Source organism: Cytobacillus sp. (assembly GCF_964223445.1).
Classification (GTDB): domain Bacteria; phylum Bacillota; class Bacilli; order Bacillales; family Cytobacillaceae; genus Cytobacillus.
This window is the reverse complement of sequence record NZ_CAXQGS010000136.1, coordinates 47582-74391: the sequence shown is the minus strand read 5'-3', so window position 1 is coordinate 74391 and position 26810 is coordinate 47582. Positions and strand designations below refer to the sequence as shown.

The 26810-nt window shown below is 39.1% G+C and carries 29 protein-coding genes; 22 read left to right on the top strand and 7 right to left on the bottom strand.

The genetic code is table 11. From position 1 onward, the window contains the following. Positions 1 to 94: 94 nt before the first annotated feature. Positions 95 to 592, bottom strand: coding sequence for a peptidyl-prolyl cis-trans isomerase (locus ACEQ1T_RS24220; protein ID WP_370225108.1), 498 nt, complete (start codon positions 590 to 592; stop codon positions 95 to 97). 272 nt (positions 593 to 864) lie between these two features. Here ACEQ1T_RS24220 and ACEQ1T_RS24215 point away from each other — a divergent pair, with 272 nt between their 5' ends. The 3 genes from ACEQ1T_RS24215 to pyc all read left to right on the top strand — a co-directional run bounded on the left by ACEQ1T_RS24215 (position 865) and on the right by pyc (position 6228). Further along, positions 865 to 1146: a YlaN family protein gene (locus ACEQ1T_RS24215; RefSeq protein WP_206836024.1), complete on the top strand. Its 282-nt coding sequence runs from the start codon at positions 865 to 867 to the stop codon at positions 1144 to 1146. A 258-nt stretch (positions 1147 to 1404) separates the two neighbouring features. Further along, positions 1405 to 2607 carry an FtsW/RodA/SpoVE family cell cycle protein gene (locus ACEQ1T_RS24210; protein ID WP_206836026.1) on the top strand — a complete coding sequence of 401 codons (1203 nt, stop codon included), beginning with the start codon at positions 1405 to 1407 and terminating at the stop codon, positions 2605 to 2607. Positions 2608 to 2787: 180 nt separating this feature from the next. Next, positions 2788 to 6228, top strand: coding sequence for a pyruvate carboxylase (gene pyc / locus ACEQ1T_RS24205; RefSeq protein WP_206836028.1), 3441 nt, complete (start codon positions 2788 to 2790; stop codon positions 6226 to 6228). Positions 6229 to 6379: 151 nt separating this feature from the next. On the opposite strand, the gene ACEQ1T_RS24200 is transcribed toward pyc, so the two are convergent. Beyond that, positions 6380 to 7357 carry a heme A synthase gene (locus ACEQ1T_RS24200; RefSeq protein ID WP_206836032.1) on the bottom strand — a complete coding sequence of 326 codons (978 nt, stop codon included), beginning with the start codon at positions 7355 to 7357 and terminating at the stop codon, positions 6380 to 6382. A 647-nt stretch (positions 7358 to 8004) separates the two neighbouring features. Between ACEQ1T_RS24200 and cyoE the strand changes: the two genes are divergently transcribed. The 8 genes from cyoE (at position 8005) to ACEQ1T_RS24160 (ending at position 16097) form a co-directional block, all read left to right on the top strand. Continuing rightward, positions 8005 to 8943 carry a heme o synthase gene (cyoE, locus tag ACEQ1T_RS24195; RefSeq protein ID WP_244671068.1) on the top strand — a complete coding sequence of 313 codons (939 nt, stop codon included), beginning with the start codon at positions 8005 to 8007 and terminating at the stop codon, positions 8941 to 8943. Positions 8944 to 9054: 111 nt separating this feature from the next. Then, positions 9055 to 10131, top strand: a complete 1077-nt coding sequence (gene coxB, locus ACEQ1T_RS24190; protein WP_019381689.1) for a cytochrome c oxidase subunit II — start codon at positions 9055 to 9057, stop codon at positions 10129 to 10131. A 27-nt stretch (positions 10132 to 10158) separates the two neighbouring features. Further along, on the top strand, positions 10159 to 12027 hold the full coding sequence (gene ctaD / locus ACEQ1T_RS24185; protein WP_370225106.1) for a cytochrome c oxidase subunit I: 1869 nt from the start codon (positions 10159 to 10161) through the stop codon (positions 12025 to 12027). Continuing rightward, entirely contained in the window at positions 12027 to 12656 is a 630-nt protein-coding gene (locus ACEQ1T_RS24180) for a cytochrome (ubi)quinol oxidase subunit III (protein ID WP_009330943.1), read from the top strand. Before ctaD ends, ACEQ1T_RS24180 begins: the two co-directional genes overlap by 1 nt. Positions 12657 to 12660: 4 nt before the next feature. Next, entirely contained in the window at positions 12661 to 12996 is a 336-nt protein-coding gene (gene ctaF / locus ACEQ1T_RS24175) for a cytochrome c oxidase subunit IVB (RefSeq protein ID WP_206836034.1), read from the top strand. Between the two features lie 190 nt (positions 12997 to 13186). Next, positions 13187 to 14089, top strand: coding sequence for a cytochrome c oxidase assembly factor CtaG (gene ctaG, locus ACEQ1T_RS24170; RefSeq protein WP_370225104.1), 903 nt, complete (start codon positions 13187 to 13189; stop codon positions 14087 to 14089). A gap of 236 nt (positions 14090 to 14325) precedes the next feature. Next, positions 14326 to 14793 carry a DUF420 domain-containing protein gene (locus tag ACEQ1T_RS24165; protein ID WP_206836040.1) on the top strand — a complete coding sequence of 156 codons (468 nt, stop codon included), beginning with the start codon at positions 14326 to 14328 and terminating at the stop codon, positions 14791 to 14793. Between the two features lie 131 nt (positions 14794 to 14924). Then, a complete protein-coding gene (locus tag ACEQ1T_RS24160) occupies positions 14925 to 16097 on the top strand; it encodes an enhanced intracellular survival protein Eis (RefSeq protein WP_370225102.1) in 1173 nt (390 codons plus the stop codon). 72 nt (positions 16098 to 16169) lie between these two features. Here ACEQ1T_RS24160 and ytvI read toward each other — a convergent pair whose 3' ends face one another. Further along, positions 16170 to 17228 carry a sporulation integral membrane protein YtvI gene (gene ytvI, locus ACEQ1T_RS24155; RefSeq protein ID WP_206836046.1) on the bottom strand — a complete coding sequence of 353 codons (1059 nt, stop codon included), beginning with the start codon at positions 17226 to 17228 and terminating at the stop codon, positions 16170 to 16172. A gap of 157 nt (positions 17229 to 17385) precedes the next feature. On the opposite strand from ytvI, the gene ACEQ1T_RS24150 reads away from it, so the two are divergent. Then, positions 17386 to 17742: an Asp23/Gls24 family envelope stress response protein gene (locus ACEQ1T_RS24150; RefSeq protein ID WP_244671069.1), complete on the top strand. Its 357-nt coding sequence runs from the start codon at positions 17386 to 17388 to the stop codon at positions 17740 to 17742. 98 nt (positions 17743 to 17840) lie between these two features. Here the strand turns inward: ACEQ1T_RS24150 and ACEQ1T_RS24145 are convergent, their stop codons facing one another. Next, entirely contained in the window at positions 17841 to 18200 is a 360-nt protein-coding gene (locus ACEQ1T_RS24145) for a YugN family protein (protein WP_206836047.1), read from the bottom strand. A gap of 234 nt (positions 18201 to 18434) precedes the next feature. Here ACEQ1T_RS24145 and ACEQ1T_RS24140 point away from each other — a divergent pair, with 234 nt between their 5' ends. The 3 genes from ACEQ1T_RS24140 to ACEQ1T_RS24130 all read left to right on the top strand — a co-directional run bounded on the left by ACEQ1T_RS24140 (position 18435) and on the right by ACEQ1T_RS24130 (position 20784). Further along, positions 18435 to 19076, top strand: a complete 642-nt coding sequence (locus tag ACEQ1T_RS24140; RefSeq protein ID WP_370225101.1) for a CAP domain-containing protein — start codon at positions 18435 to 18437, stop codon at positions 19074 to 19076. Between the two features lie 3 nt (positions 19077 to 19079). Continuing rightward, positions 19080 to 19511 carry a CBS domain-containing protein gene (locus ACEQ1T_RS24135; protein WP_370225100.1) on the top strand — a complete coding sequence of 144 codons (432 nt, stop codon included), beginning with the start codon at positions 19080 to 19082 and terminating at the stop codon, positions 19509 to 19511. A gap of 247 nt (positions 19512 to 19758) precedes the next feature. Continuing rightward, positions 19759 to 20784 (top strand): CAP domain-containing protein, encoded by a 1026-nt coding sequence (locus ACEQ1T_RS24130; RefSeq protein ID WP_370225098.1) that lies wholly within the window; start codon positions 19759 to 19761, stop codon positions 20782 to 20784. A gap of 14 nt (positions 20785 to 20798) precedes the next feature. Here the strand turns inward: ACEQ1T_RS24130 and ACEQ1T_RS24125 are convergent, their stop codons facing one another. Next, entirely contained in the window at positions 20799 to 21176 is a 378-nt protein-coding gene (locus ACEQ1T_RS24125; RefSeq protein WP_370225096.1) for a hypothetical protein, read from the bottom strand. A 14-nt stretch (positions 21177 to 21190) separates the two neighbouring features. Then, positions 21191 to 21688, bottom strand: a complete 498-nt coding sequence (locus ACEQ1T_RS24120) for a PaaI family thioesterase (RefSeq protein WP_206836057.1) — start codon at positions 21686 to 21688, stop codon at positions 21191 to 21193. Positions 21689 to 21850: 162 nt separating this feature from the next. Here ACEQ1T_RS24120 and ACEQ1T_RS24115 point away from each other — a divergent pair, with 162 nt between their 5' ends. The 5 genes from ACEQ1T_RS24115 to ACEQ1T_RS24095 all read left to right on the top strand — a co-directional run bounded on the left by ACEQ1T_RS24115 (position 21851) and on the right by ACEQ1T_RS24095 (position 24018). Beyond that, positions 21851 to 22258, top strand: a complete 408-nt coding sequence (locus ACEQ1T_RS24115; RefSeq protein ID WP_206836059.1) for a YlbD family protein — start codon at positions 21851 to 21853, stop codon at positions 22256 to 22258. A 12-nt stretch (positions 22259 to 22270) separates the two neighbouring features. Beyond that, the gene (locus tag ACEQ1T_RS24110) at positions 22271 to 22513 is read left to right on the top strand and encodes a YlbE-like family protein (protein ID WP_009330929.1); all 243 of its coding nucleotides are present in this window, start codon (positions 22271 to 22273) and stop codon (positions 22511 to 22513) included. 178 nt (positions 22514 to 22691) lie between these two features. Further along, the gene (locus tag ACEQ1T_RS24105; RefSeq protein ID WP_206836062.1) at positions 22692 to 23120 is read left to right on the top strand and encodes a hypothetical protein; all 429 of its coding nucleotides are present in this window, start codon (positions 22692 to 22694) and stop codon (positions 23118 to 23120) included. Between the two features lie 59 nt (positions 23121 to 23179). Beyond that, positions 23180 to 23620: a YlbF family regulator gene (locus ACEQ1T_RS24100; protein ID WP_206836065.1), complete on the top strand. Its 441-nt coding sequence runs from the start codon at positions 23180 to 23182 to the stop codon at positions 23618 to 23620. A gap of 122 nt (positions 23621 to 23742) precedes the next feature. Continuing rightward, entirely contained in the window at positions 23743 to 24018 is a 276-nt protein-coding gene (locus ACEQ1T_RS24095; RefSeq protein WP_009330926.1) for a YlbG family protein, read from the top strand. A 40-nt stretch (positions 24019 to 24058) separates the two neighbouring features. On the opposite strand, the gene ACEQ1T_RS24090 is transcribed toward ACEQ1T_RS24095, so the two are convergent. Next, on the bottom strand, positions 24059 to 24448 hold the full coding sequence (locus ACEQ1T_RS24090) for a methylthioribose kinase (protein ID WP_370225094.1): 390 nt from the start codon (positions 24446 to 24448) through the stop codon (positions 24059 to 24061). Between the two features lie 128 nt (positions 24449 to 24576). Here ACEQ1T_RS24090 and ACEQ1T_RS24085 point away from each other — a divergent pair, with 128 nt between their 5' ends. After that, the gene (locus tag ACEQ1T_RS24085; RefSeq protein WP_206836071.1) at positions 24577 to 24891 is read left to right on the top strand and encodes a hypothetical protein; all 315 of its coding nucleotides are present in this window, start codon (positions 24577 to 24579) and stop codon (positions 24889 to 24891) included. A 177-nt stretch (positions 24892 to 25068) separates the two neighbouring features. Then, on the top strand, positions 25069 to 26481 hold the full coding sequence (locus tag ACEQ1T_RS24080; RefSeq protein WP_370225092.1) for a stalk domain-containing protein: 1413 nt from the start codon (positions 25069 to 25071) through the stop codon (positions 26479 to 26481). Positions 26482 to 26810: the final 329 nt, after the last annotated feature.

Sequence of the window (26810 nt, the reverse complement as noted above, 5' to 3'; positions counted from 1 at the left end):
CAGCCTGGAAGAGACTGCGAAATCTGCAGTCTTTATGCCGGGGAGGTCTATTATCTTTAAATAAAAAAGGGCGATGCACAATCGCCCTCTCCGGTCATTCCACTCTAAATGCCTTCACTCTTTTTATGGGGGAGCTTTGATTGCTTCCATCCCCATAATAGACATGAACTGGTCCATCTTCTTTTAAAGGTTTACCATCCTGTGAAAACCCCAATATTAATTCCTCGGCTTGAGATAGAGTTAAACGGGCCTCCCCATCTTCGCTTTCGATGATAACGATTTCTGCATTGTCCTTCGGTTCTGCATTCTTTAGGAATGGTTTAAAAGGTATGCCGAATGTGCCTGTAAGAACCTTTTCTTTTTCAAATTTCTTTTCTGTTTTAAGTGTTGGAGGAAATACTGCACCTTCCATGATTTCTCTATCCCAATGCTTTGAGACTGCTTTGGTATATTCCTCAAGTTCATTTTTCCTGATATATTCCTGATTAAAGTATGTTGTTAAATCGATTCTCCGATCATCGAATATCCAGACTCCTGGATCTAAGGTGATTTGGTATTTAACGTTTCCTTTAAAGGCAATTATATTCTCCATTTTGAACCTCCTGGCAGTTCTATGTATGCTTTAAGTATGTATGTTTAAGTATACAGATTTTTAAACTGCTTGTCAGTCGTTCAATTGGTAAAGGCGATTTTAATGAACAGGACGAATCCTGGAGTGTGGCTGATGACATGCCATATTAGCGGTGTTCTGCTGAAAAACCAGAATCATTTCTCTTCGGAATCCCTTATTATCCTTGCTTTTTTCCAAGCTTAAGTATAAAATTTATAGATAGGATAATCGCTCGGAAATGGAGGGATTGAAAGTTGGCTTCTGACATGATTATTGATCACAAAGAAAAAGCAAATGCTCTATTAAAGGCGGATGCTGCTAAAATATTAAAATTAATTAAGGTGCAAATGGATAACCTTACTATGCCTCAATGTCCTCTATATGAGGAGGTTCTTGATACCCAGATGTTTGGTTTATCCAGAGAAATAGATTTTGCTGTCCGTCTTGGATTAATTGAAGAGGCTGAAGGCAAGGCTATTTTAGATGAATTGGAAAGGGAGCTATCCATTCTCCACGAAGCCTCAGTAAAAAAATAAAAAAAAACTCAAACATCTTTTAAAGATTGTTTGAGTTTTTTTATAACTGGATGAACTTTTAAAAGAATTGAAATAGTATATCTATAAGAAAAGAATAGCCCTATTTGTATAACTTAATTTTAAATTAGTATGACATAATTATAGAATTTTTTTCTTTGCTGTGTTACAGTTAAATTAACTTTTCTTTTCTTCAAAGCAGGATATTCAATACTATAGTAGAATAAGTAATAAACTTAGAAGATAAGGGAAGAGGGCTGGATGTTTAAAAAAATATTAAAATCATATGATTATACCCTGATTATTGCAGTAGCCCTGTTATCTGTTTTTGGACTCATTATGGTTTTCAGTGCAAGCATGGTAACAGCTGTTCAGATATATGGTCAGGAAAGCGACTTTTTTTATAATAAGCAAAAAATGCATTTAATTATCTCAGCAATTGTTTTTATTATTGTCGCTCTATTTCCTTACAAAGCTATGCAAAGCAATAAATTTCTTGTTCCGATGGTGTTCATTTCGTTATTCGGCCTGATTGCGCTATTTATCTTTGGAAAAGTAGCCGGAGGGGCGATGAGCTGGTTTGAAATCGGGAGCAGAAGCCTTCAGCCTGCAGAATTTGTCAAGCTTTCAGTTATCATATATTTAGCAGCTGTCTATGCAAAAAAGCAGCCCTATATTAATGAGTTTAATAAAGGGGTTCTTCCCCCGCTTGCATATCTGATTCTAGCCGCTTTGCTTGTTGCAGTTCAGCCAGACTTTGGTTCCGCGATGATTATTTTTCTGGTAGCTGCTGCCGTAATTTTTACATCAGGCATGAATTTCAAAAACATATTTAGACTTGGACTATTCGGAGTATTGTTAGCTGCGCCTTTTATCCTTCTTCTAAAAGATAAGATTTTTGCACCTTATCGAATGGGAAGGGTTGAAGCTTTTAGAGATCCTTTTGGTTCCGAATTCGGGTATCAGCTTTCTAATTCCTATATTGCCCTTGGTGCAGGCGGATTAAAAGGGCTGGGCCTTGGTGAAAGTATACAAAAGCTTGGTTATCTTCCTGAAGCTCATACAGACTTCATAATGGCTGTAATCGCAGAAGAGCTTGGGGCATTTGGAGTAGGTTTTGTGATATTGCTTCTCGGGTATATTGTCCTGAGGGGAATCTTTATCAGTTTAAAGTGTAAAGATGCTTTTGGCAGCTTATTGGCTATTGGCATATCCGCGATGATAGGAATTCAGGCATTCATCAACCTTGCAGGGATTTCCGGTGTTATGCCGCTGACTGGTGTCACACTTCCTTTTATCAGCTATGGAGGTTCATCTCTGCTTCAGCTTTCGATTGCTATGGGGATTTTAGTAAATGTCTCAATGTTTGTGAATTATGAACAAAAATACAAAAATAAAGATGAGCAGACAAAACCGGAATCCATGGAACTGGCTTCCGAAAAATCATTTTCCATTCGTAAATAAGCACAGAAAATTTTTCAGTGCTTTATTTATACATCAATCAGCAGAAGCTGATTACATAATTGCTTCCATCAGGGAGCAGCCAATCAAGGTAATATAGGCCGGCTAGCGGGAAACCCACCCGGCCTCAACTTGAATTTGGCAGAATATTGCCAAAAAATACATAAAGACGGGGTGTTTTGATTGAGCCGAAGAATTAACAAGGTATTAGTAGCCAACAGAGGAGAAATTGCCATTCGTGTGTTCCGTGCCTGCACAGAGCTGGATATCCGGACGGTAGCCATCTATTCTAAAGAGGACTCCGGATCCTATCACCGCTATAAAGCAGATGAAGCTTACCTGGTAGGAGAGGGAAAAAAACCGATTGATGCCTATCTTGATATTGAAGGAATTATTGACATTGCGAAAAGCAGTGATGTCGATGCCATTCATCCAGGATACGGATTTCTGTCTGAAAATATAGAATTCGCAAAACGCTGCGAGGAAGAGGGCATCATATTTATCGGTCCTGCATCTAAGCATCTGGACATGTTTGGAGATAAAGTTAAAGCAAGAACGCAAGCACAGCTTGCTGAAATTCCGGTTATTCCAGGCAGTGACGGCCCTGCAGAAAGTCTGGATGAAGTGATTAGCTTTGGCAAAAATCATGGATTCCCGATTATCATAAAAGCTTCACTTGGCGGTGGCGGAAGAGGCATGCGCATCGTAAGGAGCCTGGAAGAAGTAAAGGAATCATATGAGCGTGCAAAGTCGGAAGCTAAAGCTGCTTTTGGCAATGATGAAGTTTATGTTGAAAGATTCATAGAAAGGCCAAAACATATAGAGGTTCAAATCATTGGTGACCATGAAGGAAATATTATCCACCTATATGAAAGAGATTGTTCAGTCCAGAGGCGTCACCAAAAGGTTGTAGAAGTAGCACCTTGCGTATCCCTTTCTGAAAAATTAAGAGATGATATATGTCAGGCTGCTGTCAATCTTATGAAGAATGTAGACTATATTAATGCAGGAACTGTGGAATTTCTGGTATCAGGTGATCAGTTTTATTTCATTGAAGTAAATCCGCGCGTGCAAGTTGAGCATACGATCACCGAAATGGTAACAGGAGTTGATATTGTACAAACACAAATTTTAGTAGCTGAAGGATATGCGCTGCACAGCAAAGAAGTGGGTGTTCCTGAACAGGAAAATATTCATATTCATGGATTTGCCATTCAATCACGTGTTACAACAGAAGATCCTTTAAATAACTTCATGCCTGATACTGGCCGGTTAATGGCTTACAGATCGGGCGGCGGTTTCGGTGTGCGGCTTGATGCGGGGAACGGTTTCCAGGGGGCAGTGATTACACCTTATTATGATTCACTGCTTGTTAAACTCTCAACACACGCTATGACTTTCCAGCAGGCAGCATCAAAAATGGTGAGGAACCTGCAGGAGTTCCGTATCAGGGGCATTAAAACAAATATTCCTTTCCTTGAGAATGTAGTAAAACACGAGAAATTCTTAAGAGGAGAATATGATACATCATTTATTGATGAAACTCCTGAACTATTCCTGTTCCCGAAAAGGAAAGACCGCGGAACGAAGATGCTTAATTATATCGGGAATGTAACTGTTAATGGATTCCCGGGAATTGAAAAGAAAAAACGTCCGGTATTTGATGAGCCGCGGGTGCCAAAATTAAAATACAGCACAGATTACCAGGACGGGACAAAACAAATTTTAGATAATCAGGGTCCTGAAGGACTAGTTAAATGGATTAAAGAGCAAAAAGAAGTTTTAATTACTGATACAACCTTCCGTGACGCCCATCAATCATTGCTGGCGACAAGAGTAAGGACAAATGACCTGAAGCATATCGCAGAACCGACAGCAAAATTGCTTCCTGATATGTTTTCCTTTGAAATGTGGGGCGGTGCAACTTTTGATGTAGCATATAGATTCCTGAAAGAAGATCCTTGGGAAAGGCTGCTGACATTGCGCGAAAAAATGCCAAATGTTTTATTTCAGATGCTTCTTCGTGCTTCAAATGCAGTGGGATATAAAAACTATCCGGATAATGTAATAAGAGAGTTTGTTGAAAAATCAGCCTATGCTGGCATTGATGTCTTCCGGATTTTCGATAGCCTTAACTGGGTTAAAGGGATGGAAGTTGCAATTGATGCTGTCCGCCAGACAGGAAAAATTGCAGAAGCTTCCATGTGCTATACAGGTGATATTTTGGATCCTGCCAGAACAAAGTACAATCTTAAATACTATAAAGACCTGGCAAAAGAGTTAGAGAATCAGGGAGCCCATATACTGGCAATCAAAGATATGGCTGGTTTATTAAAGCCGCAATCAGCCTACACCCTTATTTCTGAATTGAAAGAGACTGTTGACATTCCGATTCATCTTCATACTCATGATACGAGCGGAAATGGAATTTTCACATATGCAAAGGCTATTGAAGCAGGGGTGGATATTGTGGATACGGCCCTAAGCACAATGGCAGGCTTAACATCCCAGCCAAGTGCTAATTCTTTATATTACGCACTCCAGGGGAATGAAAGACAGCCAAAAATTAATATTCAGGCGCTTGAGCAGTTATCATACTATTGGGAAGATGTGCGCAAATACTACCAGGACTTCGAAAGCGGTATGAAGGCTCCTCATTCAGAAGTCTATCAGCATGAGATGCCTGGCGGACAATACAGTAATCTTCAGCAGCAGGCTAAAGCTGTTGGCCTTGGAGAGAAGTGGGATGAAGTTAAGGACATGTATTCCCGTGTGAATCAAATGTTTGGTGATATTGTTAAAGTTACACCTTCTTCCAAGGTAGTTGGTGATATGGCGTTATTTATGGTCCAGAATCAGCTGACAGAGCAGGATGTTTTGAATAAAGGCAAATCTATGGATTTTCCTGACTCAGTTGTAGAATTGTTTGAAGGCTACTTAGGACAGCCATATGGAGGATTCCCGGCAGAACTGCAAAAGGTCATATTGAAAGACAGGGAGCCAATCACTGTCCGCCCGGGAGAACTTCTTGAAGATGCGGACTTTGATGCCTTAAAAGAAAAACTCTTTAAAGAATTGGGCAGGCAGGTTACAAGCTTTGATGCGATTGCCTATGCACTTTATCCAAAAGTATTTATGGACTATATTAAGACCTGTGAACAATTTGGTGATATTTCTGTTCTTGACACCCCAACATTTCTATATGGTTTAAGACTGGGTGAGGAAGTGGAAATTGAAATTGAGACAGGTAAAACGTTAATCGTAAAATTAGTTTCTATTGGCCAGCCTCAGGCTGATGGCACAAGAATTGTGTATTTTGAGCTAAATGGCCAGCCTCGTGAAGTAAGCATAAAAGATGAAAGTATTAAAGCAACTGTAGCCTCCAAAGCAAAAGCTGATCCGCATAATGAAAGTCATATTGCTGCCAGCATGCCGGGAACTGTAATCAAGGTGCTTGCAGAAAAAGGTGAAAAAGTCGAAAAAGGCGATCACTTAATGATTACAGAAGCCATGAAAATGGAAACAACTGTACAGGCGCCATTCTCTGGAACAGTTAAAGACATCTATGTCTCGAACGGTGAAGCAATTCAAACTGGAGACTTATTGCTGGAGCTCTCAAAATAAAGTGAAACTTCAAATGGGAGGGCTTTTCCCCCACGTATCCTCCATTATTGATTCCACTCTGTCATGAAGTGGGGGGGGTACTGCCCGTTAGACTGCGATAAATAAAACAAAAGAGCTTCGGCGATTGCCGAAGCTCTTTTGTTTTAAGCAATTATGGAATGGAAGTAACGGTCGGGATAGGAGATTCATCATTTTTCTCTTTTTCCCTGACAGCTGAAACAGCAAGCTCATTCTTCCTGCTCCGTGAGGAAAGAAGGATAAAATAGCTTAATAGCCCAAATAAGCAGGAAATAAAGAAGGCGTGGGCAAGAGCTATATACAAGTTAAGTCGGGTTAATACAACTAATGCACCAGCAGCAACCTGAAGCGTTACTAAGATAAATGAAATGATCCAGCCCCAATAAACGACTTTCTGTTCCTTGTAATGCTTAATAGCAAGAAAAGTAATGAAACCGATCCATATGAAAATTAATCCGGCAGCAGCCCGGTGGCCCATTTGCACCCATTCATACATATTTTCCGGAAGAGCGAAAGAACCGTTAAAGCAAAGCGGCCAGTCACGGCAGACTAGACTTGCATTAACATGGCGCACAAGCGCGCCAGTGTATACTACGGCATAGCTGTATATAGAAACTCCAATAATATGTTTCCTCATTCTTTTATCAATAATGAGCTTCTCGGCCTCGAATTTCTTATCTACTTCAAAAATAAGCAAAGTCAAAAGCAGTACTGCTGCAAAAGATATTAAAGAAATCCCGAAATGAAGGGCAAGTACAAAATCAGATTGCCCCCACACTACTGCGGCCGCTCCGATTAAAGCCTGGAGGACAAGGAAGAAGAACGAAGTGAGTGATAAAAACTTTGTTTCCCTTATATGTCCCAATTTTCTCCATGTCCAAATCGATAATATCAGGACCATAAAACCAACTGAGCCTGAAACAAGTCTGTGCGCCAGTTCGATAATCAATTCAGGAGTAATGTCGCTTGGAACAAATTCACCATTGCAAAGCGGCCAGGATTTCCCGCATCCCATTCCGGATTCAGTTTTAGTTACCAGGGCACCGCCGAGCAAAATTAAAAGCATGCCGATAGTTGTAAGAACGGCAAACCATTTTAAAGATCGTTGCAAAGCCTTTCACCTTCTTTAAATATTCTATGTCTATCAATGGGAAAACGATTTAATTACTAAGTATTTGTCCGTTATCTATCTTATCAAAGATTCTATAAAAAGCCATATAGTAATGTGCGTCATTTTACTTTTTCGATAGTACAGGAATAAAGCTTTTTTTACAACAGTAATAAAATTAATAAAGTTAATTATAGTAAAAAAGGTTGAAACTTGTAATGGAGTTTGCTAGAAATATAAAGGGGGTATAAAATGGTAAACCCCTGTCGCGGAAAGTATCACAAAATACATAAAAGTGAGTATATTTTTTCTTCCTTAGTTTTCTGAAGCAGTTTTATTATCTCAAAAAAGCAACCATTCTTTAAGTGGATTTAATTTTTGACACAAATTAGTCATAAATTATTCTAAAAAAATTCACAAAAGAGTTTTAAAGTGTGATTTAATATACAGAGAAATGGTTTAGTTTCATTTAGATAATAAACAGTTTGAATACATTATTAATGGTAGAAAACTATTAGGATTATTATTATTCATCAAGGGTTTACCCCTCGTTTTTTATCGCGAACATAGCTTTGCAGGCATTTATGCTTTATAGTAAGTGTAGTGCAAAGATGCTATTGTCTGCGATAAGAGATAAAGGAGGAAAAGATATGTCTAACTCACGGGCTTTGAGTGATGCTGCTATTGAGGACAGTGAGCGAAGCCTTCAAAAAGATATACCTGAGACTACAGTTTGGAAGGATTTCCTTGCCCTTATCAAAATCGGCATTGTAAACTCCAATCTGATTACAACCTTCACCGGTCTTTGGCTTGCACTGCATTTTTCCGGAAAGGGATTTTTCAATAATCTTGATCTGGTTCTTTATACAGTCATTGGCTCCTCATTGATTATTGCAGGCTCGTGCAGCTTAAATAATTATATTGACCGCGACATTGATCCATTAATGGAAAGAACAAAAGGGAGGCCAACTGTTACTGGGAAAGTAAACCCGGGCAAGGTTGCACTTTTGAGCTTTCTGCTTATTGGCCTTGGTACGGCCTTTTTAATGTTTACAACAGCAGCAGCAGCTGCAATTGGATTAATTGGCGTTTTCAGTTATGTTGTTTTATATACAATGTGGACGAAACGCAGATTTGTATCCAATACGATTGTAGGCAGCATTTCAGGAGCGGTTCCCCCGCTGATCGGGTGGGCAGCTGCCGATGGCAATCTCGACCCAATGGCTTGGGTGCTGTTCGCTATCGTTTTTATCTGGCAGCCTCCTCATTTTTATGCTTTAGCAATGAGAAGGGTGGAAGAATACCGGGCTGCGGGAGTTCCCATGCTTCCAGTTGTAAAAGGGTTTAAAACTACCAAAAGGCATATTTACATTTGGGTTGCAGCATTATTGCCGCTGCCATTTCTTATGCCATCGCTTGGATTGTCTTTTTTAATCCTTGCCACAGTTTTGAACATTGGATGGTTATTGACGGGATTATATGCAAGGAAATTTAACAATGATATAAAATGGGCTACATTAATGTTTGTATACTCCCTGCAATATCTGACCATCATGTTTGTAGCTATGGTGATCATCACACTTATCTAACTTAGTTAGGAAATTCTTTCTTTCGCTAGTAACGAGAGAGGATTTATCCATATTTTTTGATCAAACAATTCAAAAAATGAAATTTTTACGAAAGAGGGGTTTGATTAAGCTATGAAAAGGCTTGCAAAGTGGCGTCTTTTTTCTCTGTTTGCAATGATGGCGCTCATTCTTTCCGCTTGCTCCGGCAAACCGTATTTATCTACGCTGAATCCTGCCGGCGAAGTGGCGCAAACACAATTTGATTTGATGGTGTTAAGTACTGCAATAATGGTAGGAGTAATTGCGGTCGTAACAGTAATCTTCTTTATTGTTGTTTTTAAATTCCGCCGCAAGGACGACAGAATTCCAAAACAAGTTGAAGGAAGCCACAAACTGGAAATCATTTGGACTGTTATTCCTATTCTTTTGCTTCTAATTCTTGCTGTACCTACAGTTTCTGCTACCTTTAAGCTTGCAGATGTAAGCCCAATGGAAAAGAAGAATGAAGAAGGCAAAACAGATGCACTTGTTGTTAATGTGCGTGCAAACTTATACTGGTGGGAATTCGAATATCCTAACCAGGAAATTATCACTGGCCAGGAATTAGTTGTGCCAACTGATGAAAAAGTTTATTTCAATCTGATTGCTTCAGATGTTAAGCACTCCTTTTGGATCCCAGCTGTAGGCGGTAAGCTGGATACGAACACTGACAACGTGAACAAATTCTGGCTGAAATTTGATGGTGAAAAAGCTGCTGAGGCTGATAATTTCTTCTATGGAAAATGTGCTGAGCTTTGTGGTCCTTCCCACGCTCTAATGGATTTCAAAGTTAAAGCGGTTCCACGTGATCAATTCGATCAATGGGTAACTGCCATGCAGGACGTTAAAGAACCTAAAAAGGCAGAGACAGATCTGGCTCAAGCTGGTCAGGAAGTCTTCAACAACAGCTGTATCGGCTGTCATGCTGTAACACCGGCTAACACTGCTCCTGAAGCAGCTCGTCTAGCTCCTAACTTGACGAACTTCGGTGATCGTGACCGTATTGCTGGTATCCTTGACCATACTGAGGAAGATCTTAAGGATTGGTTAAGAGATCCAGAGACATTCAAGCCTGGAAATAAAATGACAGGTACGTATGGCGAATTGACTGAAGAACAGCTTGATGCCCTTACAGAATACTTAATGGGCTTGAAAGTTACCGAACAATAGGGGATTTTTGAAAAGGGAGGTAAAATTGTGAGTACCTTAGCACAAAAAAAAGGTGTCGGAGCGGTTTTATGGGATTACTTAACAACGGTTGACCATAAAAAAATCGCAATCCTTTATCTTATAGCTGGCGGATTTTTCTTCTTGCTTGGCGGATTAGAAGCCATGTTCATCCGTATCCAGCTTGCAGTACCAAATAATGACTTTGTAAGTGCCGGATTGTATAATGAGATATTAACAATGCACGGTACAACGATGATCTTCTTGGCGGCAATGCCACTAATTTTTGCTTTTATGAATGCAGTTATGCCACTGCAGATCGGTGCGCGTGACGTAGCATTTCCATTCTTGAATTCTTTAGGATTCTGGCTGTTTTTCTTTGGAGGAGTTTTCTTGAACCTATCATGGTTCTTAGGCGGAGCTCCTGATGCCGGCTGGACTTCTTATGCTTCTTTATCAATTGCTTCTGAAGGGCATGGGATCGACTTCTATGCACTTGGGCTGCAGATATCAGGTGCTGGTACTTTAATCGGGGGTATCAACTTCCTTGTTACCATCATTAACATGCGTGCTCCTGGTATGACATATATGCGTATGCCAATGTTCACATGGGCAACTTTTGTTACATCTGCTTTGATTTTATTTGCATTCCCTGCTTTAACAGTAGGATTGTTCCTGTTAATTTTCGACCGTATGTTTGGATCTAACTTCTTTGATCCTGCAATGGGCGGTAATACAATTATCTGGGAGCACTTCTTCTGGATTTTTGGTCACCCGGAAGTTTACATCTTGGTATTGCCGGCTTTCGGAATTTTCTCTGAGATATTTTCGATTTTCTCAAGAAAGCGCCTATTCGGATACTCTTCCATGGTATTCGCAACGGTTCTTATTGGATTCTTAGGATTCATGGTATGGGCTCACCATATGTTTACAACTGGTATGGGGCCGATTGCTAACGCGATTTTTGCCGTTGCCACAATGGCTATTGCAGTACCGACTGGTATTAAGATATTTAACTGGCTATTTACAATGTGGGGCGGAAGCATAACGTTTACAACTCCAATGCTTTGGGCTGTTGCCTTTATTCCTTCATTCGTAGCTGGTGGTGTAACCGGTGTAATGCTTGCATCTGCTGCACAGGATTATCAGTACCATGACAGCTACTTTGTAGTTGCTCACTTCCATTATGTTATTGTCGGCGGTGTTGTGTTTGCACTATTTGCTGGTGCACATCTATACTGGCCAAAAATGTTTGGAACAATGTTAAACGAGTTCCTTGGAAAAATTACATTCGTATTATTCTTTATTGGATTCCATTTGACATTCTTTATCCAGCATTTCCTGGGGCTTTGGGGAATGCCGCGCCGCATCTTCACTTTCCTTCCTGGACAGGGACTAGAAACGGCAAATATGGTTAGTACTGTCGGTGCCTTCTTCATGGCAGCTGCAGTAATCATTATGTTAATTAATATTGTCATTACAAGTGTTAAAAATGAAAAAGTTGGCAATGATCCTTGGGGAGATGGCCGTACTTTAGAATGGGCCATTCCATCACCGCCTCCATTCTACAACTTCAAGCAGCTTCCGCTGGTTCGCGGTCTTGATGCATATTGGCTTGAAAAGATGGAAGGCAAACAAGGCATGTCACCTGCTGAACCGCTTGGTGATATCCATATGCCAAATAACTCTTTCATTCCATTTGTAATTTCTTTAGGTCTATTTGTTGCTGCGTTTGGTGCAATGTACCGTGCGGAGCACAGCTGGGGTATTCCAGTTCTAATCGCTGGTATGCTTATTACCTTAGGTTCAATGTTTGTTCGTTCTGTTAAGGATGATCATGGATACCACATTCATAAAGAAGATTTGGAAGATAATAATGATAAGGGGGTTAAGGCATAATGGCTGCTGAACAAAAAATGACTTATGAAACTTGGCCGGCGTCGCCTGAAAAGCAAACCCTCGAAGCCAAGAACAAATTCTTAGGTTTCTGGTTTTTCCTTGGGGGAGAGACGGTTCTATTCGCCTCCCTCTTCGCAACATACCTTGCTTTAAAAGATAAAGTACCTAGCAGTGATATGGCTTTAGCGAAGGACTTGTTTGAAATTCCATTGGCATTCATTATGACGATGCTATTATTAACAAGCTCGTTAACAAGCGTGTACGCTATGTACCATATGAAGAATTTTAACTTTAAAAAGATGCAGCTATGGCTTGGAATTACTGTTTTGCTTGGACTTGGATTCCTAGGATTGGAAATTTACGAGTTCAATCACTATGTGCATGAATTTCATCATAGCTTTACAAGCAGCGCCTTTGGTTCAGCTTTCTATACATTAGTCGGCTTCCATGGCGGTCACGTTGCATTTGGTTTACTGTGGATCACTACTTTAATGATCCGCAACAGCAAGAGGGGATTAAGCCTTTACAATGCTCCTAAGTTCTATGTTGCCAGCCTGTACTGGCACTTCATCGACGTTGTTTGGGTATTCATCTTCACTGTAGTATATTTAATGGGAATGGTGGGATAAACTGATGGCCAATCAACAACCAAACTCAGGTAACCCAAGAGTAGACATTGAATATAGACGCAAAAAAAGTGCAGAAGAGATGAAACATCAAGTTATCACATTTGCACTTATGATCTTCCTGACAATTGTTGCGTTCGTAGCAGCAGGTTATGAAGGTTTCTCTGGATGGTTTATTGTTCCATTCATCCTGATTCTTGCTCTCGTGCAAGTAATCTTTCAATTATATTATTTCATGCATATGAGTCACAAAGGTCATGAAGCACCTGCATTGTTCTTATATTCCGGAGCATTAGTCGGATTTATCACAATCATTGCTTTCTTGACTGTTATTTGGTGGTAGTATAAGAGAAAATCGGCTGATGGCCGGTTTTCTTTTTATGTAACGCAGCTTTGGCAATTAATAAGCATTTACTGAATTATTGAGATTGCAGGCTGAAAAGAGTATAATGATACTTGTCAATCTGGAAAGCAGAATATTCATGGCAGGATGCGTTTTTGGCAGTTTGAGCAATATTGAATGAGGTGAAAGCATGTCTTTAGAAATATTCGGTTTTCGTGCACTTTGGAGTCCATATTTCTTTTTATTTGTACTATTGATACTTGCAGGCTACTATATGATTACAATAAAGTACCGCGGAAAGTTCAAAAGTAGTGAGCCTTTAACTAGAAGGCAGGGAGTGTATTTTACAGTGGCGATGGCAGTGTTATATGCCATTAAGGGCTCCCCTGTTGATCTTATGGGTCATTTAATGTTTTATGCTCATATGATTCAAATGGCAATACTGTATCTAGTTGTTCCTCCTCTTGTTGTTATGGGAATCCCTCAGTGGGTGTGGAGAGCAGTGATTAATCATAAAGCTATTAAACCGGTATTCCGTCTTTTTACAAAGCCTTTAGTAGCAATAATCCTGTTTAATGGAGTATTTTCCATGTACCACATACCAGATGTTTTTGATGTGGTCAAAACGGATATGATGCTCCATACTGTGTATACATCTGCTCTATTCCTGCTTGCGATCTTTATGTGGTGGCCAACGATTAATGAGCTTCCTGAAATGGAGTCCCTTGACGGCCTGAGAAAGGTAGGATATGTTTTTGCCAATGGTGTTTTATTGACACCTGCGTGTGCACTGATCATATTTGCAGATACTCCAATGTACAACACATATTCTGATCCGAATGCCTGGGCGCAGGCCCTTCAGTTATGTGTCCCTTCTGCGACACTGGCAAGCCTGAACCTCAGCGGTCCTGAAATGTTTAACTCAATGTCACTTATACATGACCAGCAGCTTGGCGGAGTAATTATGAAGATCATTCAGGAAATTGTCTATGGCGTCATCCTCGCACAAATCTTCTATGCATGGTATAAAAAGGAACAGGAAATTACACCTTCAGAGGAAGAACCATTGTTAAATCCGCATTTAGTAAAATAAATGGAAACTCCAGTGTGCAGCTGGAGTTTTTTTTATAAAAAAATGAGTTTGCCTCTTTCTTATACCAGCAATGAAATCTATGCTTACTTATTGATAAATATTGAACATTTAAGGAACTTTTATTAAAAGCCCTTACAGTTTGTTGAAAAAAACAGTGCACTCTACTAAAATTAACTTTGTAATAATCAATAACATGCTATTGAATTTCAAACCGATATTGGAGAGAGGAAGAATTTATGGAATACTCATTGCCTATACTGCCTACCATCAGCACGACTTTTATTGTGCTAAGTGCAATAACAGTTGCGATTGGCTGGGTTCAAATTAGCAAAAAGAAGCTTGAAGCTCATAAAAAAACAATGACTTTGGCTGCTGTGTTTGCTGTTATTTTCTTTATCATATATGCCAGCAGAACAGTTTTTATAGGAAATACTGCTTTTGGGGGCCCTGATGATATAAAAATTTATTATACAATTTTCTTAATTTTCCATATTACGCTTGCAACTGTAGGAGCAGTGTTAGGGATAATCTCATTATATACAGGCTATAAAAATAAATTGGCTGCCCATAGAAAGTTAGGCCCAGTTACCAGTGTGGTCTGGTTCTTTACTGGCATAACAGGTGTCGCAGTTTATCTGCTGCTGTATGTTTTCTATCACGGTGGAGAAACAACCTCCGTTATAAAGGCGATTTTGGGTACTTAATCGGTTAAGGATACCGCTATCTATTTAGCGGTATTTTTTATGCTCGAAATAATATCCGCTTCCCTATTTTAAAAGGTCTTATTAAGTATATGGCGAATATTTATAATGATATATAATTGGGAGTGAGTTTGGTGTCGGTAAGAAAATTATCAGAGAATGAATATATAGAGGCCATGAAGCTTTCCATGTATGCCTTTCAGTACAATGTGCCTGAAGCTGAAATTCCAGTCCGGAAGGAACGATTAGAAAGTCATTCCATTTTTGGTATTTGGGAAGAGGAAAGTTTGGCTGCCAAGCTTCACATCATCCCCCTTAAAGTTCATATTAATGGATTTGAATGGGACATGGGAGGTGTTGCAGGTGTGGCAACATATCCTGAATTCAGAAGAAAAGGGTATGTAAGCAGACTGATAAAGCACGCTTTGGCCGAGATGAACAAAAAGAATCAGCTATTTTCATTTTTGCATCCTTTTAATATTTCTTTCTATCGGAAATACGGATGGGAGATATTCACCGAATATAAGAAAACAATTATTAACAGAATAGATTTAGTAATGGCAGGAAAATCTTCAGGGACCATTAAACGATATACTAAGAACCAGCACACAAAAACCATCGAAAAGATTTATAAAGAATATATGCTGAGGTATTCAGGCGGGCTTGTGAGAGACTCATATTGGTGGGAGAACTTTGTGTATTCTGACTACCAGATTGCTGTGTATTTTGACGAAGCAGGTGAAGGACAGGGCTATATATTATTTAAGGTAAAAGACAATAAAATGGATGTCGAAGAATTTGCAGCATTAAATCAGGATGCCAGAGTGAATTTATGGAATTTTATCTGTCAGCATGATTCGATGGTTGAGGAAGTAAAGATCATTACATCGGTACACGATCCATTTCCTTATTACCTGAATCAGCCTAATTTAAAAATGGAGGTTTTTCCGTACTTTATGGGGAGAATCGTCAATGCTGAAAAGTGTCTCGGCCAATATTCATTCAATGAAAATAGTGAAAATGTCTTTCTGCATATTGAGGATCACCATGCACCATGGAATAATGGAAGCTACTTAATTGCTGACGATGGTGTCAGGGTGTTTAAAGAGAAAGAAGGAAGCCAATGCACAAACCCTCCTGCACGAGGTCTGCATATGTCTATCAATGCCCTTTCAGCGATAATAATTGGCTATAAGAGGCCAATAGAGTTGTATGATCTAGGTGCAATAAAAGGTCCAAGAAATGATGCAGAAATACTTGAAAGAAAAATTCCTGTGCAAAAATCCTTTTTCTATGACTTTTTTTAAGGAAACTCAGTTGAGATGTATTCAGGAAAGAAAAAGCGTCCAGGCGGACGCTTTTTTGCATTTTCATTAAGTTTATATTTTAAAATTCATCTTAATAAGTCCTGCTTCTTTTGCGGAATTAAAGGCAATGACCAGTAATGGGCCAATGATGAAGCCCAGTATTCCAATGAGTTTCAGGCCAAGATACATCGCTATTAGCGTAGCAAGCGGAGATAACCCTATATGGGTGCCCATTACCTTTGGCTCAACTGTCCTGCGGATGATTAAGAGGACGGCTGCCAGAATGGCTAATTGTGTCCCCATAGCTAAATCTCCTGTCAATAAATGAAACAATGCCCACGGGCCAAGAATGACAATGGAGCCAATAATAGGGATAAAGTCAATAACCCAAATGATTATTGACATGATCAATGCCATTTCTGGATTGATGAATAATAATCCAATCAGGGAAACGATAAAGATAATCACACTTACTAAGAATTGAGCCTTGAAAAAGCCAAATCCGACATAAGAGAGCCGTGAGGTCATAAATTTGACTTTATCTGCAGTTCTTTCTGTAAGGTGATTATACAAACCTTTTCTTAATCGCGGAAGATCTATTAAAAACAAAAATAAGGCAATCAAATATACGATGAAACTGACAAGATAGTTCGGGATGTTTGTCAGAAGTGCTTTTAAGCTATCAATATTTACGTATGCGACAAGGTCATTCTTCGTTTTATTAAGGAAGGATTGAATCTGGTTGCTAATTTCAGCAACAAGGTCTTTAGGAAGGTCCTTGGCAGCATTGGAAAAGTCCGCTTCTGCCCTGAGCCATGCTTTTGTAATTTCATTAATGTACATAGGAGCATTTTCAACAAGTTTAATGGCTTCTGTTATCACTTTTGTCGTAATAAAGTAGCCTGATAATCCAATGAAGAGGACAAATCCCAGAAAAGTAATCAGCACGGATACTCTTCGGCTTATTTTTATTTTATTTTGCAGCAGTTTCACAGCTGGCTCCAGGATTAATGCCGTAAAAAATGCAACAATTAGCGGAACAGAAACTGGCAAAATGAAATAAAAAAGGACAGTTATAAGAATTACAGCAATCAATATTAATAAAAAACGTTTTGTGAAAATCGCAGACAAAATAAGTCCCCTTTCCCAATGTTGTTAACCATCAAAAGACCGTAACACTTTGATTATAGTATGCATTAAATATTATAAAAACTAAAAATAATTGGTTTGAAACTGAGAGATTATTGCCCGGAATATAATAAATCGTACAGAAAGAAGTGAAAGAAGGATGCATATTGATCATCTTGACTTCGAGACGATTCAGGCAGCCAGTGATATAATCTCCGCAATCGTAGAATCCAGTCTGCAGGAAAGAGAAAGCGTCATTCCGCTCAATCATAAAAGATTCACATTCTTTAAGAAAATAAAAGATCCGATCTCCATATCTTTTAGGAATACTGAAGTATATTTGAAGATCAAGATTAACTTAATAAAGGGAAAAAATATTTTGGAGGAAACTCTCCAGATTCAGAAAGAAATCAAAGATGAAATTGTTCATGTAACCGGACTGGAAGTTAAAAGAGTTGATCTCTCAATTAAAAAATTATACCTGCCGGAAACAGTCTTCCGGAGCACTGATTACTGAATTTTGAACTCATACAGCTAATGTAAAAAGACGCATGATGTACATGCGTCTTTTCCATGCAGAAAATACATTCATTAATCATAATGAAAAAGCAAAAATTACTCAGCGAATTGGTCAATCTCTGCTTTGATCTCACTTAGAATTTTCTCGCATTGACTTACTAATGATTTTGGGAAGCTTTCACCTTCACCGTATTCTATCCCATGCGGATAATAATGCTTGCCAAGCAGGGGAGTCATAATCTGGATGGTTGCTCTATGTGCTCCTACATCACCTTCAGCAGCATATCCAAATACACGAAGGTAAAAAACACCCTCTTTTAATTCGAACTTGCGGTCATATGTAACTCTTTCATAATCCCATTGCCCTTCACGGACAAGGCCGTGTGAAAGCATTACTTCATCTAAGCGGGTTAAGTCTGCTTTTTTATTTTCCAGACCTGTGTTTTCAAATTTCATTATTGTCCCTCCTGAAAACAATCCATGGTTCAGATGAACGATCCATGCATAATTTTAACAAGTTTATCTCAAATTTAATAATAGTAGAAAAAAGCGTAACATGCAACGGATTCATGCAAGAAAACATCCATATCTCAAAGAACGTTAGTTGAAAAGGAATTAATTTAGGACTGGCTGCCTTATGATAAGCAAATAGAATTCAGAGCTGCCAAACTGTGAAAGGGGAAGCGTCAATTGCAGAAATTCAAAACAATCATTATCTTCTTATTTCTTATATTTTTAACAGCAGATCCTGCGGGCGCTGCAGCAGATTACAGGGTTGAGCAAAAGGACACTCTTTGGGAAATTGCCCTAAGATTCCAGCAGGATTTACAAGATATTATTAATAGCAACCCCCAGATAGAAAACCCTGATTTAATTTTTCCAGGTGAAATTATTATCATTCCTGGCCATGGAAGGAAAAGAGCGATTCCTAAAATGGATGTGAATGAAAATGAGCTTATGGAGCTTGCCAACCAAAAACGAAAAGAATTAAGGTTAAAACCATTGTCTGTAGATTTGCATCTGAATGGTGCAGCCAAGAAAAAATCTTTTGACATGATGAAATTAGAATATGTTTCACATAATTCTCCTACGTATGGAAATCCTACAGAAATGTTAAGGAATCAGCAGATTTCTTTTCTGACCGTAAAGGAGAACATTGGGGCGGGCTATAAAACAGCTGATGAAATGTTTACTGCCTGGATGAATTCCTCAGTCCACCGGGAAAATATTCTAAGCAAAAAGGCGACACATATTGGTGCTGGATATATTCAAGGAGGCTTGCACGGTCACTATTGGACCATATTCATTGTTGAGAAAAATGAAGGAGGATAAAAAATGGAAAAGATTCGTGATATTATGACCGGCCATGTTGAAAGCTGCTCTCTATTGGACAATGTCTATGAAGTGGCAGTTAAGATGAAAGAATTAAACGTAGGGGCTATCCCGATTGTGGATAACGAAAAGCTAGTAGGAATGATTACTGACCGGGATATTGTTCTCCGCTGTGTTGCAGAAAAACACCCTGCTTCATCCAAAGTAGAAGATATTATGAGCAGCCATTTAGTAACCGTTACCAGGGATACAGAGTCTCGGGAAGCAGCACGCTTGATGGCTGAACATCAGATTCGCAGGCTTCCTGTTGTGGAAGGTGACAAGCTTGTGGGAATCGTATCACTCGGAGACTTTGCCGTCCGTCATTTAACAGATGACCAGGCTGGCGAAGCACTTACTGATATTTCAAAACACGAAAGTGAAGCACATCATTAAGAGGACACCATTAGGGTGTTCTTTTTATTTTAAGTAAAACATTACATACAAGATGTTGTGAAAAGAATAGATAAACAATACACCTAATGGTATGATTAATAGTAAATATTGAGAGAATTTTATTCAGATTTCATTACTCAGTACACCCTGCATGTTATACTTTTAAATACATTGTAAGAGAGAAGGGAGGGACGGTTCTCTGCAGGCACTTTTTCGAATTTTAATATTAATTTCCATTTTTCTTGCAGTGGGCTTTTACATAGATATTGGACGTAATGAGAATGGGGAAATACTTGTCAATCAGGAAAATACACAGCCTGGTGCAGTTAAGGATATAAATAACAATGACAATAGTTTATCTTCCAATACAGGGTTTCCTGAAAAAGGTCTGGCATCACTAATGGGAAAATCCGCCGCGGGACTTAAAGAAAGTTTAGGAGCACCGTCCAGAATAGATCCTTCTTTTTATGGTTACGATTGGTGGATTTATAATAAAAGCAGCACTGAGTATATTCAGGCTGGGGTAAGTAAAAATAAAGTGGTTAGTTTGTTTGCGACAGGTGAAGATGCAGACATTTATCCTTTCAAAATAGGACAGCCCATCGGTGAATTATATGCTTCCGTCTTTTTTGAAACAGATTTCAACTTAAAAGTAAAAGATAGCTCATATCGTTTCGAATTGTCTGAAGATGACCTCAATACAAGGCCCTTGGTTATGATTGGAGAATATTATGCACAGCTGAATATAGATAGATTTACAGGGACACTCTCCAGTGTGAGGGTAATGGATGCAGCCGCCTTAATTAAGCTTCGTCCGTATGAAATGGTTTACCGCGGTGAATTGTTGGAGCCCCCACAGCCATCTCCTGCTTTTGAGGAAGATGTAGAGAGAGCGAAAGAGAAGCAAATTTTTGACCTTACAAATATTATAAGGGTCAGACATCATTTACAGCCGCTGATATGGGATGATATGACTGCAGCCGCAGCTTTTGGCCATAGTAAAGATATGTATGAAAGCAATGACTTTTCGCATACTTCTAAAACTTATGGCGATTTGGCAGACCGGCTCGAAGCTGAAGGAGTCTCATTTGAGGCTGCAGGGGAAAACATAGCTGCAAATTATACAGATGCCCCCGCTGTCGTTGAAGGATGGCTTAACAGCAAAGGCCATCGGGATAGTCTGCTGAACGAAGAATTTACCCATCTTGGAGTTGGAGTTTATAAAAAGCATTATACGCAAAACTTTATAAAAAAAGCTGATGGAGAACCCTGAAATTAAAAAAGAGCCTAAGTAGGCTCTTTTTTTGCTCTAGCATTTCGAATACGGCCGACATGAAAGAAGTCATCTTTCCAATTTCCATATAGGTGAACTGCATCGCCAATTTTCACAGAAGGGATTATGGTATTTTTCATTAAAGGGGTGATTTTTTTAAAATTGGAATGCGTGCTGTTCTTTGTTTGGATGGTCAGCTCAAGAACATGAACATAGCGGCTGTAATTATAGCGCTGCCTGTTTTCGCTGATTTGGACGACTTCACCCGATATTATGGCCTCTTCAGGAACATTTTGTAAACTTGCCCACTTCTCATAACCCTCACGCATTTCCTTTTTTGTCAGCCAAAAAAAATAAAGGCAGATTATTGGTATAACGATAGCGGTGACCATCTTCCCACCTGCTTTTAATTATTAACGTTTTTCTTTTCGATGATAAAAAAGCTGCCTGTTGCCTGTGCAATTTTTCTTCCATCCGAACGGAGTACATCTGCAGATAATACCATGCTTTTTGTGCCCTTATGATCAATCGTCGCTCTGCATGTCACGTATTCCCCTTTACCAACTGCAAGATAATGAATGTTTAACTGTGTCGTAACAGCCCCAAAGCCTTCCGGTAGCAGTGAAGATGCAAGTGTTCCCATGGCAGAGTCAATAATGGTTGCGGTTATTCCCCCATGGAGAATGCCAAGCGGATTATTAACTATCTGACTTAAAGGAACAGTCAGAATGCATTCATCCTCAGTTATTTGCCGTTCCATATGAAGAAGTCCCCCGATATAGGAACTGTTTTGACCGGTCTGTCTTTTATGAAAACCTGAAAGCAGGGACTCTAAAGCGTTTAATTCTTCCTCAGTTGCATTCTTGGTGCACTGATCAAATAATTCCATAAGATCTCTATTCATTATAATTCACCTTTCGATAACTTTCTGCATTCATATATTATCATTAATGGCAGAATTTTTGAATTTATTTTAATGACTGAATAGAGCAGGCATTTCATTCACCTTTTCCATTCACTGTCATATGGTATTATAGGCATTTGTATCAGAACGAGGTGATATGGCATGACCAAAACGAAACTTCATCCCTCCGTCGATAAGTTTAAAGAGTTTGTTAAACAGAATCCGCGAATCATCAAGGAAGTCAGGGCTGGAAATACAACCTGGCAGGAATTATATGAGGATTGGTATTTGCTTGGGGAAGAAGATTCAAGGTGGGATTCCTATAGAGAAAACAAAGAAGAAGCACAAAAGCCAGAAGAGAAAAAAAGTGACTGGATGGGCAGTATTATGGGGACTCTTAAGCAAATGGATACGAATCAAATGCAGGGGTACATCAGTAATCTCAGCCAGGCGCTTTCAGCAGTACAGGGTGTTATTTCCCAATTCCAGGGCGGTGGCCAGAAACCATCGGGAGGCTCAAAGCCAAGTGTGACTAAACCAAGCAGCCCTTTTACATTTAAAAAGGATTAAGGGGTTAAAAAGATGAGAAAAGATATTGTCGAGTATCTTGAACAAAAAAAGGAACTAAAGCAATTTATCCGTGAGCAGCCTCATTGGTATAGAACACTAAGCAGAAATCCAAATGAAATTCAATCTCTTGAAGTTGCCGCGCTGCATTATTACAAAAAAACGATTCCCCACCAAGTTGAAAAGTTTACTAATGGTGTGCAAATGGCTTCCATGATGATGAGCATGTTTCAGGCTATGAATTCTCAATCCAGTTAGGAAGCTTTCTCGTAACCGAGAGAGCTTTTTATTGGTTCTGTCCAGCTTTTAAAGCCATTGACTTCTCGAGGGTGGGCAAGGTGCTTTCGCTATAATAATTAAAGAGTAAAAATTAGCTGCGGGGCAAACACTATCTTTATGAAATGGTTACGGATGCCATCATAAGGAGTGTAAAATAATGAAAAGGCAAAAATGCATCTTTTTATCTCTGGTTATTTTTTTACTTGCAGCATGTCAGAAAGATTTACCAGAACCAGAAACAAAAATGGAAGCCATTCCAGTAAAAGAAGTTGAAGCAGCATCGCTTATGCCTCTTTCAGGTGTGGAAAGCGCAGCCAAAGATCCCTTTTTTGTCAGGCACCAGGTGAAAGGAAGAGACATTTTCGTTGAATGCATTGTGCAGGACGTTTCCTTTAGGAAACAAAGCAGCAAAGAAAAGGGGAAAATTCTGCTGTATGTGAACGGAAAGAAGAAGGATGAAATCCATTCAGCTGCTTTTATAGTAAAAGGACTTCCATCAGGCAAACATCGAATTGGACTGGAGCTCATAAAAGGCAACAGTGCTGAGGCATCTTCAAAAAGAGAGTTTATTGTAATGATCCCTTAGTTTACTTGCTTTAGCTTTAAACCGTTTCATGATAAAATAAGAAACGGAGGTGAGCTGTTTTGCTTGCTACATTAGAAAGAATGGCTATTTTGGACAAAGCTGACGAACTTGCAGCGATGATTACAGAATCTGAAGAAGCGGAACATTACCGCAAAAGTTTATATAAATTAAAGAACAGCCGTGAAACACAAAGGAAGATTCAGGACTTTGTCAAAATGAAAGAACTGTATGAAGAAGTTCAGCGATTTGGCAAATATCATCCCGAATACAAAATGGTGATGATGTCCATAAGGGAGCTAAAGCGTGACATGGATATGGATGCCCATGTGGCAGAGTTCAGAAGAGCCGAAACGGGCCTGCAAAACCTGCTCGATGAGGTAAGCATGCTGATAGGGCGTTCTGTCTCTGAACATATTAAGGTTCCTGCCGGCAATCCCTTCTTTGAATCAAGCTGCGGAGGCGGCTGCGGTTCTGGAGGCAGCTGTGGGTGTTCTGCTTAAAAAAACCAGCTTATGCTGGTTTTTGTTTTGAATTAATGCACAGTTTGAACCTTCCCATTGAAAACTGTCATTTTTCTATGCTAGACTAAATAAAACAAACGATCGCTGAAGGGGAAAACTATATGCTTGGTCAAAGGCAAGGAATAATTGTATGGCTTTATTCATTAAAACAGGCGAAAATGTTAAGAAGATTTGGAAATGTACATTATGTTTCAAAACGGCTGAAATATGTAGTGCTATATTGTGATCTTGCCGATACGGAAACAATTATGGAGAAGATAAATTCCTATTCTTTTGTTAAAAAAGTGGAGCCATCCTATAAGCCGTTCCTTAAAACGGAATTTGAAAATTCCAAACCGGACAAGGCTAAAGAATATGATTATAAGATGGGAATCTAAAAAGGCGTGAGCATAAGCTCATGCCTTTTTGTAAAATCTTTTATTGCAGTGGTGCAATATAGTGATTAAGCCTTAAGATCCCAATCAAATACTGAAAATATAATTCCTTTTCATTAAAGATAACAGATGGTTTTACTGTCAGCTGAATAATTTCCTTATTCAGGTTTTCCGCAGCATCCGCGAATAATTCATATCGTTTATTTGGTGCTGCCTTTGGATTCGGTATTCCTTCCCGGCATAAATATATAGGCTGAAATCCGCCAGGGTCTGTCGGCTTCAGTATGACTGCCAGGGAAGTCACTTCTTTATTATCAATGCTCGTATGGAAAGCAGCCATGTGGGACAAACGATGCTTATTTCCCCGGGCGATTTCAATTAATTCATAAATATCAGAGTATCCTTCACCAATTTCTATAAAACGCTGTATCAAAATAGAACCCCCTTAAAACTCTTAGCATTCACTTCTTAAAAATAAAATACATTTTGTCCATCCATACTTTATCATTTTCAGCATAAAAATAGAAGTAGCACCTAAAAAGCAGAGGGGAGAGTGATTGAATGCTTTACCTTTTTCTTTCGATGACATTTCTTCTATGGGCAGCATACTTAGTAAAATCGGATATTTCTGCTATTGAAAAAAGGGATATTCATCATATGAATGGTTTTATTGTGGTCTCCATCATCGCAGCACTCAGTGCAAAAGGGATGCTGGCAGCAGCAAATAATATGGATGTCTTTTCCCTGACCCTTGGCGAACTTGAAGAATTTATATCGTCACAAGGTGTATCGTTTAATGATTGGGCATCTACCTGTATGAGTATTGGGGATATGAGCTGTATTTTAGATCATGGTATGGACTTTGACTTTGCATAAAATGTACTTAGGAATGCGGCGAAGAAATTTTATGATCATATTATCACCGTTGTTCATGAAAAACTCTATCCGGGCATAAAAGATGAAATTTCATACAAATTATACAAAATAAATGTGACGGATGACCTTCCCTTTGGTATTGTTAGGTTAAAAGAAATTGATTAAGAGGGCATAGCAATGTGGAAGGCATCTTTATTTATTTTTTTAATTTTGTCTGGAATCATTTCAGGCATGCTGTTTTGGCAGTGGCAGGCTTATTCTGAGCATGCGATTGCCTTGGAGAGTTCCGAGGCTATTACACAGGAAATCACAGTAGAAACACGTTTAAAGGAACTTAAAATCACTCAAAAGATAAACGGACTCATGGCACATGAAGAATATAGGCTTGTTATTCCCGACACTCTATTTAAATGGAAATGCAAGAATGGAACGGGAGAAGCCTGTGATTCAGCAGACGAAAATCCTTTTACCTTTTTTTCTTCTGATGATCAGATGATATTTGAATATACTGTACCGATAAATGAAAGAAATAAAGCATTATTGTTAACAAATTGGTTTGTGAAAATTCCCGGCAAAAAGGCTGAAGGCTTGTCCATAACTCTTACGGATTCTTTCAAAAGAGAGGGTTCATGGGCTGCGGGAATCCGGCTAAAAGCCCGAAAAAAATTAGACCATATTGATTATTATTATTTCGAGGGCACAGGGGATGTTCCAACACTTTACTGGCAGCAAAAACCGCTGTTGAAGAAAGCTATTAACAACGCAGAGGTATACTCAGAAGACATACAGGCAGCCAGCTTAAATTTCCAAAAACTAAATGACATTGGGAATTTTCCATTCTTGACGATTATCTTTACTGATCAATATCCTGAATATAAGGATGAAAATATCCTTATTGCATCTTCTCGTACTGAGGCCAAAATGCTGGAAAAGGATATTATTACATTGCAGTTTCAAAGAAAGTTTGCAGAAAACACTCAAATGTGGATAATCGATGTTTTAACCTCAGGCTTATTAGATATGAATCCCATTTCATCGAAAGGAAGCACAGCCCTGCAGGAATTGCAGGGCGAGCTAACCGAAGATCAGCTGAAAGCCTTTCTTATGAAAGCAATAAAGGTGAATTCTTTGAATGCAGAAAAACTGGACAAGCTCTTAAGTGATGTGAAAGGTCTTAATACACATTTTTTCACGATGAATACCAAAGGCGATGCTCCAGTTGTTCCTCTGTATTTTCAGAAAGAAAAAAAACTATTGGTGTCTGGTGCTGAGAAAGCAAGCATTGATTTAATCTATAGGGATGGAAAGAGGCTTCTTCCGTTTGCAGTGACGATGAAGGCATTAGGTTATGAGGTTAAGTTCCTATCCAGTGAGGAAACGATGCTTTTGTCAAAGGGGAATAACATTTATCGGTTTTATTTAAATAAAAATGTTTTTATTTATAATGAAGAAGACTATGGACTGCTTGAAAATCCATTAACCAATCAAAACGGAACCGTATTTATGGAAATTCAATGGTTTAAATCTCTCTTCGGAGTCTCTGCTGAAGATAAAGAAGGCGAGATTCAGCTGAATTCCGAACCGGGCTAAATAAATTCAAAATAAAAAGCCCTGCAGATAAATGCAGGGTCCTTCTATATCCTTTTCAGGATAGAAGGCAAAGGGAGAGGAGAAACCGGAGGAAGAACTTATGGGGAAACGTAAGTCTTCTCCGCGGTTGGCAACAACATCCTCGAATAGATGCTGTTAATTACATTATTTCCACAATCCTCACCAATATACACTTCATGTTATATTTTTTTCGGATGATGATTCCGCTTACAATTTGCCGGGTGGCTACCATTTGTAAGATATGGTAGGATAGGATAGAAAAAAGCAGTTTTCCCTTCTCAGCAGGCAGGGAAATTGAAATTTTTCAG